This is a genomic window from Micromonospora endolithica, from assembly GCF_003626595.1.
GTDB lineage: Bacteria > Actinomycetota > Actinomycetes > Mycobacteriales > Micromonosporaceae > Micromonospora > Micromonospora endolithica.
The window spans coordinates 44,813-59,150 of record NZ_RBAK01000020.1 but is presented as its reverse complement, the minus strand read 5'-3'; the positions used below and the strand labels follow the sequence as shown (position 1 = coordinate 59,150).

At 69.2% G+C, this 14,338-nt stretch carries 11 protein-coding genes; 7 read left to right on the top strand and 4 right to left on the bottom strand.

Annotation, left to right across the window (positions count from 1 at the left end; translation table 11 throughout):
• The first annotated feature begins 11 nt into the window (after positions 1 to 11).
• A complete protein-coding gene (locus D7223_RS30605) occupies positions 12 to 551 on the top strand; it encodes an alpha/beta fold hydrolase (RefSeq protein ID WP_120732865.1) in 540 nt (179 codons plus the stop codon).
• 353 nt (positions 552 to 904) lie between these two features.
• Here D7223_RS30605 and D7223_RS30600 read toward each other — a convergent pair whose 3' ends face one another.
• On the bottom strand, positions 905 to 1,969 hold the full coding sequence (locus D7223_RS30600) for a hemolysin family protein (protein WP_120732863.1): 1,065 nt from the start codon (positions 1,967 to 1,969) through the stop codon (positions 905 to 907).
• A complete protein-coding gene (locus tag D7223_RS30595) occupies positions 1,966 to 3,342 on the bottom strand; it encodes a hemolysin family protein (RefSeq protein WP_202864719.1) in 1,377 nt (458 codons plus the stop codon). Before D7223_RS30595 ends, D7223_RS30600 begins: the two co-directional genes overlap by 4 nt.
• Positions 3,343 to 3,617: 275 nt before the next feature.
• Here D7223_RS30595 and D7223_RS30590 point away from each other — a divergent pair, with 275 nt between their 5' ends.
• The 4 genes from D7223_RS30590 (at position 3,618) to D7223_RS30575 (ending at position 7,094) form a co-directional block, all read left to right on the top strand.
• Positions 3,618 to 4,934 carry a hemolysin family protein gene (locus D7223_RS30590; RefSeq protein ID WP_120732861.1) on the top strand — a complete coding sequence of 439 codons (1,317 nt, stop codon included), beginning with the start codon at positions 3,618 to 3,620 and terminating at the stop codon, positions 4,932 to 4,934.
• 261 nt (positions 4,935 to 5,195) lie between these two features.
• Entirely contained in the window at positions 5,196 to 6,260 is a 1,065-nt protein-coding gene (locus D7223_RS30585) for a sporulation protein (RefSeq protein ID WP_120732860.1), read from the top strand.
• A gap of 105 nt (positions 6,261 to 6,365) precedes the next feature.
• Positions 6,366 to 6,587: a hypothetical protein gene (locus tag D7223_RS30580; protein ID WP_120732857.1), complete on the top strand. Its 222-nt coding sequence runs from the start codon at positions 6,366 to 6,368 to the stop codon at positions 6,585 to 6,587.
• 333 nt (positions 6,588 to 6,920) lie between these two features.
• Positions 6,921 to 7,094 (top strand): CsbD family protein, encoded by a 174-nt coding sequence (locus tag D7223_RS30575; protein ID WP_120732855.1) that lies wholly within the window; start codon positions 6,921 to 6,923, stop codon positions 7,092 to 7,094.
• An 88-nt stretch (positions 7,095 to 7,182) separates the two neighbouring features.
• On the opposite strand, the gene D7223_RS30570 is transcribed toward D7223_RS30575, so the two are convergent.
• Complete coding sequence (locus D7223_RS30570; protein WP_120732852.1) at positions 7,183 to 8,529, bottom strand: MFS transporter; 1,347 nt, start codon at positions 8,527 to 8,529, stop codon at positions 7,183 to 7,185.
• 482 nt (positions 8,530 to 9,011) lie between these two features.
• Here D7223_RS30570 and D7223_RS30565 point away from each other — a divergent pair, with 482 nt between their 5' ends.
• Both D7223_RS30565 and D7223_RS30560 read left to right on the top strand, forming a co-directional pair.
• Positions 9,012 to 9,671, top strand: a complete 660-nt coding sequence (locus tag D7223_RS30565) for an MmyB family transcriptional regulator (protein WP_158610947.1) — start codon at positions 9,012 to 9,014, stop codon at positions 9,669 to 9,671.
• Positions 9,668 to 10,324: an NADPH-dependent F420 reductase gene (locus tag D7223_RS30560; RefSeq protein WP_120732851.1), complete on the top strand. Its 657-nt coding sequence runs from the start codon at positions 9,668 to 9,670 to the stop codon at positions 10,322 to 10,324. Before D7223_RS30565 ends, D7223_RS30560 begins: the two co-directional genes overlap by 4 nt.
• 597 nt (positions 10,325 to 10,921) lie before the next feature.
• On the opposite strand, the gene D7223_RS30555 is transcribed toward D7223_RS30560, so the two are convergent.
• Positions 10,922 to 14,338: a DEAD/DEAH box helicase family protein gene (locus tag D7223_RS30555; protein ID WP_120732849.1), complete on the bottom strand. Its 3,417-nt coding sequence runs from the start codon at positions 14,336 to 14,338 to the stop codon at positions 10,922 to 10,924.

Sequence of the window (14,338 nt, the reverse complement as noted above, 5' to 3'; positions counted from 1 at the left end):
CCAGGTGGGCGATAGCTGGTCGGTGGGTTCCAGGGGTTGGCTCCTCGGCTAAAGGTGATAGCTTTTGGCTAACGGACAGCCGCGAGGCCTTCCGTTTCCTTGTCCCCGCGCTGGTGCAGGCCGGGTACCGGGTCGCCGCGATGGACCTGCGCGGGCACGGTGAGTCCAGCGTCGGGTGGGCGTCCTACACCCGTACCGCTCTCGCCGGTGACCTGATCGCCCTGGTGAGGCACCTCGGTGGGCCGGCGGTCCTGGTCGGGCACTCGATCGCCGGTGGTGCGGTCACGATCGTCGCGGCCAAGGCCCCGGAGCTGGTCACCGCGCTGGTCGAAATCGCGCCGTTCACCCGCGAGCAGCAGGTCAAACTCGGTGATATGCGGGTGGCCGCCTACCGCCGCGGCGCGATCCACCTGATGGGCACCACGATCCTCGGCAGCACCAAGCAGTGGGCCAGGTACCTCGACGCCGCCTACCCCGGCGTCAAGCCCGCGGACTGGGACGCCCGCCTGCGGCAGGTCACGGCGATGCTGCAGGAGCCGCCGGGTGTCTGACGCCGGTGCACCGCCGCCGCCGTAACCTGTTGCTCAGCGTGCGCTGCGGCCGACCAGCGCCGTGGGTGCTATCCAGGTGTTGGCTCGCTGTCTGATTGCGGCGGACACGTCGCCGCATCCAAGGTGGGCTCTTCCAGCGGGCGGGGCGTGCCTCGGTGGGGCGGGCCGGTCGCAAGCCGCAGGCACCATCGCGGTTGGTAACCGTGGCTGGTCAAGCTCTTTATCATGCCCAGCCCACGGCCACGTCCCGGGCCGACGATGCCGACCGCGACAAGTGCCGCCTCTGCCTTGACGGCTCAGTCAACCCCGGCTCAGGCGGGGCGACGAGTCGGCTCGTGAGGGCGGGCATCGGGTCAGGAGGGAACCATGGCGCGGTCGGTGGTGTGTTGGGTGGCGTCGCGGACCTCGCCGACGAGCTTCTCCACGATGTCCTCGAGCGCGGCCAGGCCGAGGATCTGGCCGGTCGGGTCGACCACGGTGGCGAGGTGGGCGCCCCGGTGTTGCATCACGGTGAGCGCGTCGCGCAACGACCTTGCGGCGTCGAGGGTGGCGAGCGGGCGGATCAGCCCGGAGTCGAGGGGCTCGTCGTACTGTTCCGCTGGCAGTTCGAGGATGTCCTTGACATGCACGTACCCGGTGAGCCCGCCCTGCGAATCGGTGAGCGGGAAACGGGAGTATCCGGTTGCCGCGCACTGCCGTTCCAACTCGGCGATGGTGGTGTCCTGGGGCAGGGTGATGAGGGAGGCCAGCGGGAGCGCGACGGTGGCGGCGGTCTGGTCGTTGAAGGCCAGCGCACCGGTGAGCAGGTCGTGTTCCTGCTGGTCGATCAGCCCTTCCTGACGGGACTGGGCGATGAAGCCGGCGATCTCCTCGTTGGTGAAGGTGGAGGTCACCTCGTCCTTCGGAGTGACGCGCAGCAGCCTAAGGACCGTGTTGGCGATCTGGTTGAGCAGCCAGATCAGCGGACGCAGGACGGTGACGATGCCGTAGAGCATCGGCCCGAGGACCAGGGCGGAGCGTTCAGGACCGGCGAGGGCGATGTTCTTGGGCACCATCTCGCCGAGCACCATGTGCAGGAACACCACGATCGCCAGGGCGATGGTGAACGCGATGGGATGCAGCAGCGCCTCGGGTACGCCGACGGCGGCGAAGGGCTTCTCCAGCAGGTGCGCGACGGCGGGTTCGCCGATCGCGCCGAGGCCGAGGGAGCAGACGGTGATGCCGAGTTGCGCGCCGGCCATCATCAGGGAGACGTTCTCCATCGCGCGCAGGGTGATCCGGGCGACGGTCGAGCCGGCCGCGACGCGCGGTTCGATCTGCGTACGGCGGGCGGAAATCAGGGCGAACTCCGCCCCGACGAAGAAGGCGTTGCCGGCCAGCAGCGCCACGGCCAGCAGGATCGCGGTGAGGTCGCTCATGACCGGGCTTCCTCGCTCAGGTGGTTGTCGGTACGGCGCAGGGTGAGCCGGTCGACGCGGCGGCCGTCGAGCCGGGTGACGGCGAGTTCGGCGCGGGTCGGGGTCGGCAGACCGTCCGGGTCGGATTGGTTACGGTCGGCGACGGGCACGGTGATGGTGTCGCCGATCTGCGGGAAGCGGCCGAGGTGCTCGGTCACGAGGCCGCCGAGGGTGTCGGTGTCCCGCGCCTCCGGTAGGTCGAGGCCGATCAGCCGGGACGCCTCGTCGGGTCGCAGCAGGCCGGACAGGGTCCACGTCCCATCGGCGGCCCGGTGGTGGCGGCGATGCGGGGCGTCCTGCTCGTCGGCGATCTCACCGACGATCTCCTCGACGAGATCCTCCAGCGTGACGATGCCGGCGGTGCCGCCGTACTCGTCGACGACGACCGCCATCTGCAGTCCCTGCTCACGCAGGACGGCCAGCAGCGGGTCCAACGGCATGGTCTCCGGCACCTCCGGCAGCCCGGACGTGATCGTCCGGACCGACTGCGTGGACCGCTGTGCCGTGGGCACGGCCAGGACGTGCTTGAAGTGCACCGCGCCGATGACGTCGTCCACGCCGGTGCCGGTGACCGGGAATCGGGCGTGCCCGGTGCCGGCGGCGAGGGCCAGGACCTCCGCCGCGGGCGCGTCGGCGGAGACGAACCGCACCCGGGTACGAGGGGTCATCACATCGGCCGCCGTACGCTCGCCGAAGTCGATCGAACGCGCGACGAGTTCCGCGGTCCGGGCGTCGAGGGTGCCCTCGCGGCCGGACCGGCTGACGAGCGAGGCGAGTTCCTGCGGGGATCGCGCCGAGGCCAGTTCCTCGGTTGGTTCGATGCCCATCAGGCGCAGGATCCGGTTGGCGGTGCCGTTGAGGACACGGATCAGCGGGCCGGCGGCGGTGGTGAAGCCGCGCTGCGCCCCGGCGACGGCGCGGCCGACGCGCAGCGGTTCGGAGATCGCCCAGTTCTTGGGTACGAGCTCACCGAAGACCATCTGGAAGCCCGTCGCCAGTGCCAACGCCAGCGTCAACGCCACCGCGGTCACCGCGGAGTCGGAAAGGCCGGTGAGCCCGAGCGGGCCGCGCAGCAGCGTGGCCAGGGACGGCTCGGCCAGGAACCCGACGACCAGACTGGTGACCGTGATGCCCAACTGCGCCCCGGACAGCTGCGTCGACAGGGTCCGCAACCCTGCCAGTAGTCCGGCGGCGCGGCGGTCGCCGTCCTGCGCCCGGCGCTCGACCGTCGCCCGGTCGACCGTGACGAAGGCGAACTCCGCGGCCACGAACAGCGCGTTCGCCGCGATCAGCAGGACCGCGACGGCCAGCAGCAGCCACTCGGTCACCGGCACGCCGCCTCTCGGACCTCAGGCTGGCTGGTACTGGGAGGCTCTCCGTCACGGAACATGCCGGCCAGGTTAGGCAGGCAGCCTGAAACCTTGCTGTGTGCCCACTGCCACGCCGTAACCGGGGAACACCACGCGGTGATGTGGGTACCGCTCCACCGAAGGCGAGTAGGCATCAGCGGTCCGTTGTGCTGGATTGTGGGGTGTATGGGCTTCTGTGTGCCGGCCACCGTTACCGTTGATGCTCCGGATGGTCCGGTCGAGGAGGCGTCGAACAGGCCGTGGGTGGCTATGGCGTGCAGGTCACGCTGGTGTTCGTGTTGGTGTTGGTGAACGCGGTGTTCGCGGGCAGCGAGATGGCGTTGGTGTCGCTGCGGGAGAGCCAACTGCAGCGTCTGGAGCGGACCTCCCGGGCGGGGCGGGTGCTGGCGAAGCTGGCGCGGGACCCGAATCGGTTCCTGGCCACCATTCAGATCGGCATCACCCTGGCCGGTTTCCTCGCCTCGGCGGCGGCGGCGGTGTCGCTTGCGGCACCGCTGGTGGAACCGCTGGGGTTCCTGGGGTCAGCGGCGGAGCCGGTGTCGATCGTGCTGGTCACCATCGTGCTGACCTTCGTCACCCTGGTTTTGGGTGAGTTGGCGCCGAAGCGGATCGCGATGCAGCGCGCGGAGGGCTGGGCGCTGCTGGTCGCCCGCCCGCTGGACGCGTTGTCGGCGTTCTCCCGCCCGGCGGTGTGGCTGCTGAGCAAAGCCAGCGACGCGGTGGTGCGGCTGACCGGCGGTGACCCGCGTGCCCGGCGGGAGGAGGTCACCACCGAGGAGTTGCGGGACATGGTCGCCGCGCAGCGCAACCTCACCCCCGAACACCGGTTGATCATTTCGGGGGCGTTCGAGGTGGCCGAGCGGATCCTGCGGGAGATCCTCGTCCCGCGCCGGCAGGTGGTCACCCTGTCCGAGACGCTGTCCGCGCCGCAGGCGCTGCGGGAGCTGGGCAGGTCGGGGCAGACCCGCGCCCCGGTGGTGGGCCGCGGCGGCCTGGACGACACCGTCGGCGTGGTGCACATGCGGGACCTGCTCGACCAGGACGGCCCGGTCGCCGAGCACGCCAGCCCTGCGCTGTATCTGCCGGAGACGTTGAAGGTGACCGAGGCGATCCGGGAGATGCGCGCCCAGCGGCAGCAGTTCGCCCTCGTCGTGGACGAGCGGGGCTCCATCGACGGCATCGTGACGATGGAGGACCTGGTCGAGGAGATCGTCGGGGAGATCTACGACGAGACCGACCGGGACGTGCAGGCCGTCGTGCGCGAGGCGGACGGGTCGCTGCTGATGCCGGGCGGCTTCCCGCTGCACGACCTGACCGACGTCGGCATCGACCTCGACGAGGACGTCCTCGAGGCCGGCGACTACACGACCGTGGCCGGCCTGGTCCTGGCCCACCTCGGCCACATCCCGAAGACGCCCGGCGAGGTGATCGATCTACCGGGCCTGACCGCCGAGGTCGCGGAGGTGACCGGACGGGCCATCACCCGGGTACGCCTGCGCACCACACCGGTGCGCGGCGACGGGCACGAAGCCAGCGGGGACGAGACCACCTCCTGACAGGCCCGACCGACGACTGACGAGCGCGTGCGGTGAGGGGTGGCGGCCACACTCGACGAGGGCAGGATCCGACAGCCACACCATGCTATCCGAGAGTAACGCTGCGAATGCACTCAGCTACTTCTCAGGTGGCGTTGGTAGCTTCCCGGCGCGACGGCATCCAATATGGACGTCGTTGATCTCGTTGCGACACAAGGGTTCTGGTGGAAATCCCACCGGATCCGGGTGTCGTTCGTCCGGTGGCCGTCGAGGGAGAGGCTCGTGGTGTTCAAGAAGATGCTTGGTGCGTTCGGAGTGGGCGGCCCGAGCGTCGATACAGTCCTGTCCAATCCGAACACCCGCCCAGGGCTGATGCTGGGCGGGCAGGTCAACCTGACCGGCGGCAGCCACGACGTGGAGATCGACCACATCACCGTCGGGCTGGTCACCCGGGCGGAGATCGACGGGGCGGAGGAGGAGTACGACGCCCTCGTCGAGTTCCACCGTGTTCAGGTCGCCGGTGGCCTGCACCTGCGCGAGGGCCAGCAGTTGTCGCTGCCGTTGCAGGTGGCGATGCCGTGGGAGACGCCGGTGACCGACCTGTACGGGCAGCACCTCCACGGCATGACCATGGGCCTGCGCACCGAGGTGGCCATCCGTGGTGCGGTCGACAAGGGCGACCTCGACCCGGTGTACGTGCACCCGCTGCCGGTGCAGGAGCGCATCCTGGAGGCCTTCGGCCGGCTCGGCTTCGGGTTCAAGGGCGCCGACCTGGAACGCGGGCACATCTCGGGGCTGCACCAGAGCCTGCCGTTCTACCAGGAGGTCGAGTACTACGCCGCCCCGCAGTACGCCCACACCGTCAACGAGGTCGAGCTGACCTTCGTCGCGAACGAGCACGGCGTCGATGTCGTGCTGGAGTTCGACAAGCGCGGCGGCATGTTCACCAGCGGCCACGACTCCTACGGCCGCTACCACGCCGCGCACGCCGACGCCGACCGCGTGGACTGGGCCGCGCAGGTCGACGGCTGGGTCCGCGAGGCCCTCGACGGCTACCAGAGCCTGCACGCCGGCCACGGCTACGCCCCGCCCGCCCAGGGCTACGGCACACCGGGCTACCCGCCCCCGCCGCCCGGCTACGGGCAGCCCGGCTACGGGCACGCCGGACACGGCCACCCCGGGGGGCATTACAAGGAGGAGCACCACGAGCGGCATGGCGGCCCCGGAATGGGTGCCGTCGCCGCGGGTGTGGTCGGCGGCGCCGCGCTCGGCTTCGCCGGCGGCATGGTCGCCGACGAGGTCTTCGACTCCTTCGGCGACGAAGAGGGCGGCGACGAGGAGGCGTGAACCACTGCGATCCACAGTGGATTCAAGCGTCCACTCCATGATCTAATTCCGCAGGTTTGTCCGTAGCCGGTCGGATTGCCCGACCGGGACTTCGAAGGAGTGTGCATGCCCGTCACCGCCGACCTCACCAAGCTGGTCGACAAGGCCTACCAGGACAAGACCCTCACCGAGATCGTCGACGCCCCGGTGTCCGCCCTCGCCGGGGTCAGCGACGGCGACGCCAAGCTGCTCAAGGACGCCTTCAACATCACCACCGTCGGCGATCTGGGCCGTAACCCGTACTTCCGCACCGCCAACGCCCTGGTCGCCCTCACCGGCGGCAAGTAGCTCCCTCGCGGCGTGGTGCCGGGCTTCCGGCGCCACGCCGCACGCTGTGGTGTGCGCTACCGGCTCGGCAACCTCGGATTTCGTGCTCCCACCTGCGCGAGCACGCCCGCACGGGCCGAACCGACGGCCGCGCGGGTTGTCGGACGCGGCTCAGCTGGCCAGGACGGCGACGATGGCGAGGTAGCTGCTCGTAGCAGGACACCCTCGAAACCCACTCGGCCCCAGCCGCGGGGTTGGCGGACCAGCATGCCGGCGAGGACGACGGCGGTCATGAAAAGACCTGCGGCGGTGACGAAGAGCTCGTCGGTCTGTGCGGTGTGCATGGGAGGCTCGATGGGTATCGACGACAAGGTCGGTAACGCCTCCGAAGAGGCCACCGGCAAGCTGAAGGAAGGCGCCGGCCGGGCTACCGACGACGAGCAGCTCGAAGCCGAGGGCCGCAGCGACCAGACCAGCGCGAACGTCAAACAGGCCGGCGAGAAGATCAAGGACGCCTTCAAGAGCTGACCCGCACCGCGCAGGGCGCGGCACGGGTGAGACGACATACAACGGCCACGGCGGCACCGTCCGCCGTGGCCGTTGTCGGCGCCAGCGGCTACCGCTCGACCACCGGCATCGTCCCCACCCGGAGGGCGATGTCGTCCCCGGCCTTACGCGCCCACCGGCCGGCGATGACCGCGTAGCCGACCGCGAGGCAGCCGTAGCCGACCGCGGCGACACCGAGCAGCACCGGTGACCGCCCGTCGTCCGGGATGAACCGGGACGCGACCACCATGCCGAGCACGTAGGCGAGGTTGAACGCCGTGTCGTTCACCGCGAACACCCGCCCCCGGAACGCGTCGGCGCACTCGTGCTGCACCGTTGTGTCCACCACGATCTTGATGCCGTGCCCGGCCACGTTGACCACCAGCACGACAACGACCAGCAGCAGAGGGTCGAACGGCAACCCGAACACCGGCAACACCACCGCCACCGCCGCGAGCAACCCGACCACCCACCGCCATCCGCCGACCCGGCGGGCCACCGCCGGAGTCACCGCCGCCGCCAGCAACACGCCGGCCGCGCCCGCGGCGAAGACCAAACCCAACTGCGCAGGTACGCCGTCGAGGTCGTCGCCGGCGAACCGGTTGCGGTAGAGCAGCAGCATCGCCAGCGCCAGCACCCCGAACAACAGCCGGAACCCCGCCTGAGCCCCCATCGCGTACGCGGCACCACGCGCCCGCCCCAGGTGCCGTACCCCGTCGACCATGCCCCGTACCACCGCCGCCGCCTCCCCGACGAGGCCCGGCCGGTGCGGCAGGGCCTCGTCGGGGCCCAACTCGTCGCGGGCGAAGGAGAACCGGGTCAACACTGCGGACGCCAGGTAGCCGACCGGCGCGAGCAACGCGATCCCGGCGTAGCCGGCGTCCCCGGCCGGAAAGACGCTCTGGAGCAACAGCAGGGCACAACCCAGCCCGAGCGAGTACGCCACCGACCCCGCCGTACCGCCGACCGCGTTCGCGGTCACCAGCCGCTGGTCAGGCACCACGTGCGGTGTCGCCGCCGACAATCCCGACAACAACAGCCGGCCCAACCCGATCACCACCACGGTCGCCACGAAGAACAGCGGCCCTTCCGACCCAAGGAAGATCAACGCGGCGATCGGCAGCACGACTCCTGCCCGGACCAGGTTGGTCACCACGGTCACCGTCCGGCGGCTCCACCGGTCCAGCAGCACCCCCGCGAACGGACCGACCAGGGAGTACGGCAGCACCAGCACTGCGGCGGCGAACGCGATCGCCGACGGCGTGGCCTGCCGGTCCGGGTTGAACAACACGCTGCCGGCCAGGGCGGCCTGGAACACCCCGTCGGTGAACTGCCCACCGAGGCGGACGGCCAGCAGTCGCCGGAACGCCGGCACGGCGAGCAGGGCACGGAGGTGGTGAGTACGGCGATGAGCCATGATCCGGCAAGCCTACGGTGGCGCGTCCGCCACACGGACCTCGACGACCACCCGGCGCCCACCACCATCCCCGACCTGTCCCACCAACTCAGCGCCACCGCCCTGCCACTGGGCTGCCGACGTCGACCGCCAGTCAGCCGATCTGAGAGGCGCGACCAGCCCGAAGACGCAGCCGCCGCACGATGGCCCCGCCCATTGGCCTCATCGATGCTGGTATCGAACGACACTGACATCCGGTGTAGGTGAGAGCGACGTAGCCACCCATTGAGCCTTCCGAAGGCCACCGGGCCCCAGACGCCACCGACACCTACTCTGTCGGCCAGCTGGTATGGGTGTACCGAACGGCTTGGCAGACCGGAATCGCCCTCGACGCGTCCCTGCGCGCGGTCCTGGTCCGTTACCGCCGCCACGGGCAGACGCTCGGCGTCGACACGGTGCTGCCCTCGTAGGCAGCGGCGCGCGAAGAGCCGCACCCACTAGTCCTGCTGACGCTGGTCGCGGAGACACCCCGCCGGCGCCGGCGCCGGCCGCGTCGGCAGACCCCTCCGCCGGGCGCACTCAACCTGCTGGACTCCCTCGTCCAACCGGCATTCATCGAGGACCGATATTTCGACATCGTGGCTTCGAACAGCCTGGCCAGGGCGCTTTCTCCGAGCCTCACCGTGGGCGGCAATCAGCTCAGAGACCTATTCCTGGATCCGGCCGAGCAGGCCCTGCACCCGGAACGGGAAAACGTCACGGAGTGCTTGATCGCCAACCTGCGGCAGGCCGTGGGCAACGATGTCGACGATCCGCGCTTCATCGAACTCACCGGAGAACTGTCGCTCGCGAGTCCCCGATTCCGTCAGCTCTGGGCCCGCCATGAGGTCCGCGGGCAACGGGGGACGCCCATTCGCATGAACCACCCGCAGGTCGGCGAGCTCACCCTCAACCGGGAGAGGCTGACCGTCGCCGGAACCGACGACCTCATGATGGTCGTGTACCACCCGGACGCCGGTTCGGACAATGCCGAAAGCTCGCCCTGTTGGCTTCCGCAAGCCTGGCCACGGCGAACACCAGATCGCCGTCCGCGTCAGTCCGGCACTGACGCCGGTAGCAGATCCACACCCCTCGACGACGTACCTCCGAAAGGACATCCGTGACCACGATCGGCATCATCGGCGCTGGTGAGGTCGGGAGCCAGCTCGCGCGGGCGGCCATCGCCGAAGGCTACGACGTCGTCATCGCCAACTCGCGCGGACCGGAAACCCTCCGGGCGCTCATCGCCGAGCTGGGCCCGTCGGCGCGCGCCGCGTACGCCGCCGACGCCGCCGCGGCCGCAGACTTCGCAATCCTCGCCTACCCGTACAAGCCCAGCGACACCTTGCCCGTCGAGGAACTCGCCGGCAAGGTCGTGCTCGACACGAACAACTACATGGTGTGGCGCGACGGCCATCACCCGGACATCGACTCCGGCCGCAAGACGGAGCACGAGCTGCGCCAGGAACAGCTGCCGACGTCGAAGATCGCCAAGGCGTTCACCCACGTCCAGGCCCCCAGCCTGTTCCGGCTGGCCCGCCCCGCCGGCGCGCCCGACCGACGCGCCATGGTCGTCTCGAGCGACCACCCCGAAGCCGTCGCACTGGTCACCAGGTTCTACGACCAGCTCGGATACGACACCGTCGACAACAGCCCGCTCAGCGAAGCCTGGCGGAGCACTCCCGGCACACCCATGTGGCGCCACCACGTGCACGGGCAGAGCCGTCAACAGCTCATCGACAACCTGCGACGAGCACAGCGCACCGCCCGGCCGTGACGACGCGCCGGCCCGGCCCAGCGCGCGAGTCCGTACCGGGGCGGCACCCCACGTTTTGAGCTGAGGCTCCCCAGCACGGCGGGCCCGGCGCTTTCTCCCACCGACCGATGCGTACAGCAGCGGTCGTGTCGGTGACGATGGCGCCGGGCCCGAGCTCGTTGTGACGTCTCCGACCGGCCCGGGCGTGCACGTTCCTGAGCGGCCTGATCCGGCTCGGCCGGGTCGCCGTCCACGGGCCGCACCCACATGCCGGCGAGGATCCGCACCCGACGATGCGCGAAGCCACCGCAGAAAAGAATGTCACGGAGCGTGATGACACCCGAGTGGCACCCACCGTCCGAACAGGCCGGACAGCAGAAAGGGCCCGAACCGCGTTTCCGCAGTCCGGACCCCTCTTGATCTTGTGCGCCCGAAGGGACTCGAACCCCTAACCTTCTGATCCGTAGTCGGGCGGGCAGGGCGACCCTGACCTGGAGTTTTGCAGGTTTGTCCGGGTTCGGTATGTAGCAATGTCGACGGAACGTGACGGCAGACGCGGTTTCCCTCCCCTACCGCGCGCCCATGGGCGCGCGACCTCGCGCCGGGTCTCCGACTCGTTCAAGCCACCTCACCCTCCGGGGCGGCGGTGTCTCGGACCGCGTGGAGGATCGTGATCAGGCGGTCGACATCGGCGGACGGGAAGATCGAGTCCGGCCCGTGCGGGGCGATGTCGCTGAACGGCGAGTCGTAGAGGCGCTCGGGCTCCATGACACCGTTCTGGGTCAGGTGGGCGACGATCAGGTTCACGAAGTTGAACTGATTCGCGCTGAGCGTCCGGCCGGTCAGGAAGTCGCCGAACGCTTCGGTGGCGGCTTCCCTGTCGAGTCCGACCAGCGAGCGGATGAACAGCCCGAGGCCGTGGGCCGAGCGGCGGGCCTCGTTGATCTCCTCGGTGCCGCCGCCGCTAGCCGCGAGCATCCGCTCCAGCTCGTCGAGGTCGGTCGGGGCGAGTTGCTTGTTGCGGCGCAGCTTCTGCAATGCCAGGTGGTCTTCGTGGGCGCGCAGGTACACCCGCGCCTTGGCGCGGAATCGCTCGAAGTCCGTACCGATCTTGATGTCGTTCAGCGTGACGACAGAAATCTCGCCCAGCTCATCGGTGAAGTCGGTGTAGACGATGGCCCGCTTGGACCTCTCGATCAGCTTGACCAACCCGCGCAGGCGGCGGCGCATCAGCTCCAGCAGGGGCAGGGTGACGTCCTGCCACCACTCGTCGCCGGCCACCTCGTCAAGGAGCTGCTGCTGCTCGCGGACCGCCGGGATGCTGGTCTGCTCCAGCAGAGTCGAGGCGATGTCCTGCACCTGCCGGCGCAGCCGATCGTAGGCGGGTTCCACGTCGAGCTGGCCGAGCTGCAGGCGCAGCGCCATAAGGTCGAACCGCTTGGCCGCCTCGTCCTCGTCCTTCACAGCGGTGGGTAGGCCGGCGAGGTTGCCGCCGATTTCGTCGACGGCTTCAGGGGTGAGGTGGTGCCAGTGCTCGAAGTCGATGTAGTACTCCACCAGGCGCCGCTTGGGGCGGACGACGAAGTTGTCGAGGTAGATGTTCTCCACGCGGCGGTGGAGGTTGCGTGCGATGTCCCAGCGCAGCGCGGCCTCGCTCTGCGTCCCGTCGCCCTCCGAACCGCTGCCGGAATCGGAGGGGAGGCGCTGGTCGAGGCGGTAGATCAGTTCGAGCTGGGCCTTGAACAGCCGCTCGGTCAGCGACTCGCCCAGCTTGCCCTCGGCCGCCTTCGGGTTGTGGTTGAAGAACTCGAAGTTCTGGCAGAAGTCGAAGATGTAAAAGTTTTGCTTGTCCTGGCCGGGGCCGTAGAGGTCCTTGCGGAGTCGGGTGCCGCGGCCGATCATCTGCCAGAACTTCGACTTCGACCGCACGATCTTGAAGAAGACCAGGTTGACGACCTCGGGTACGTCGATGCCGGTGTCGAGCATGTCGACCGAGATCGCGATGTGCGGGTTCTTCTCCTTCTGCGAGAAGGCGTCGATGAGGCTCTGGGCGTACTCGGTCTTGTGGGTGATGACCCGGGCGAGGTGGCCGCGGTGCATCGGGTAGGCGAGGTCGAACCGCTTCTGGATGAAGTCGGCGTGGGCGTTGTTCTTGGCGAAGATGATGGTCTTGCCGATCCGGTCGCCGCCGGCGACGTGGTGGCCGTGGGTCATCAACGCCTCCAGGACCTTGTCCACGGTGTCGGCGTTGAACAGCCACTTGTTGACCGCGTCGGGGTCGACGCTGTCCGGTGGCCCGTCCTCACCCCAGTCGAGGGCGTCCCAGTCGTCCTTCTCCTCCTCGGTGAGGTCGTCGTAGCGGATGCCGTCGCGCTGGAACTTCAGCGGTACGGAGACCGCGCGCGGCGGGACGAGGAAGCCCTCGTTGACCGCGTCGTCGAGGTCGTAGTGGTCGGTGGGGACGCCGTCTTCGAGGTTGAACAGGCTGTAGGTATTGCGGTCGATCTCGTTGCGCGGGGTCGCGGTGAGCCCGACCAGGAGGCTGTCGAACCAGGAGAAGATCGCCCGGTACTTCTGGTAGACCGAGCGGTGCGCCTCGTCGATGATGACCAGGTCGAAGTAGCCGGGGCCGAAGCGCCGCTCGCCGCTCGCGGTCTCGTTGATCAGGCCCATCATGGTCGGGTAGGTCGAGACGTAGACCCGGGCCTCTGCGGTCTTTTCCTCGACCAGGTTGACCGTCGCCGCATCGGGCAGGTGCGCCTTGAACGCGTTGACCGCCTGCTTGACCAGGGCGTTGCGGTCGGCGAGGAACAGCACCCGCTTGACCCAGTTCGCCCGCATCAGCAGGTCGACCAAGGCGATCACGGTGCGGGTCTTGCCGGCACCGGTGGCCATCACGACGAGCGCTTGGCGCTGCCGCTGCGTCTCGAACGCCTCGCCGATGGCCCGGATCGCCCGGTGCTGATAGTACCGCTCGACGATCTCCTGCTTGATGGGCACTTCCGCGAGCGGCTTGCGGGTGGCGCGGCGCCGGATCAGGAGCTGAAGTTCCTCCTTGGTGTAGAAGCCCTGCACGGGGCGCGGAGGGTAGGCGGTGTCGTCCCAGAGCCAGGTCTCGTAGCCGTTGGTGTAGAAGATGACCGGGCGCTGGCCGTACCGCTGCTCCAGGCAGTCGGCGTACAGCTTGGCCTGCTGCTGGCCGACCGTGGCGTCCCGGCGGGTCCGCTTGGCCTCGACCACCGCGAGCGGCTTGCCGTCGTCACCCCACAGGACGTAGTCGACGTACCCGGTGTCCGTGGTGTTGGGCATGCCGGTGACCTCGAACTCGCGGTCCTCCGGGCGGTCGAGGCGCCAGCCGGCCTCACGCAGCATGAGGTCGATGTAGAGGTCTCGGGTCTGCGCCTCGTCGTAGTCATGGTCGTCGGGACGAGCCTCGTTAGCGGCCTTCGCGGCGGCGATCTCGGCGCGCAGCTTCGCCAACTCGGCGTCGAGGGTGGCGGACTTCTCCCGCTCGGCGGCCAGCGCCGCGTCCTGCGCGGCGAGCTTGTCAGCAAGCGCCTTGAGCTCGACCTGCGTCTGCTGCCGGACCTGCGAGGGGATCGGCCGGGGGATCAGGTCCAGGTTGAAGGCCAGGGCACTCGCCGGGACCTTCGCCTGATCGCGCGTGTAACGCCGGGCGATCCAGTACATGACGTGGAACAGCTCACGGACGACCGGCACCGCCTCTTTCGACGTCACCGGCGTGCTCTTGTGAACGGCCGTGTTGCCCTGCTTGCGGATGATGTTCATCTTCGCCTGGAGACTGTTGCCCACCAGGTTGCGCAGCGACGGCTCGTGGATCATCGCCGACAAGTCGTCCTTGTACGGCTTGGTGAGGGTGCTGTCCGCCTCGAAGAGCCAGGTGAGGGCGAGTTCGAGCGTGCGCCGGGCGTAGAAGCACGAGGCCCGCGGGTCAGCGACGGCCAGTCGCTCGGCCCGCAGGGCCTCGTCAAGCAGCTCGGGCCACTCGGCCCGCAGGAACGCGAAGTTGCTCAT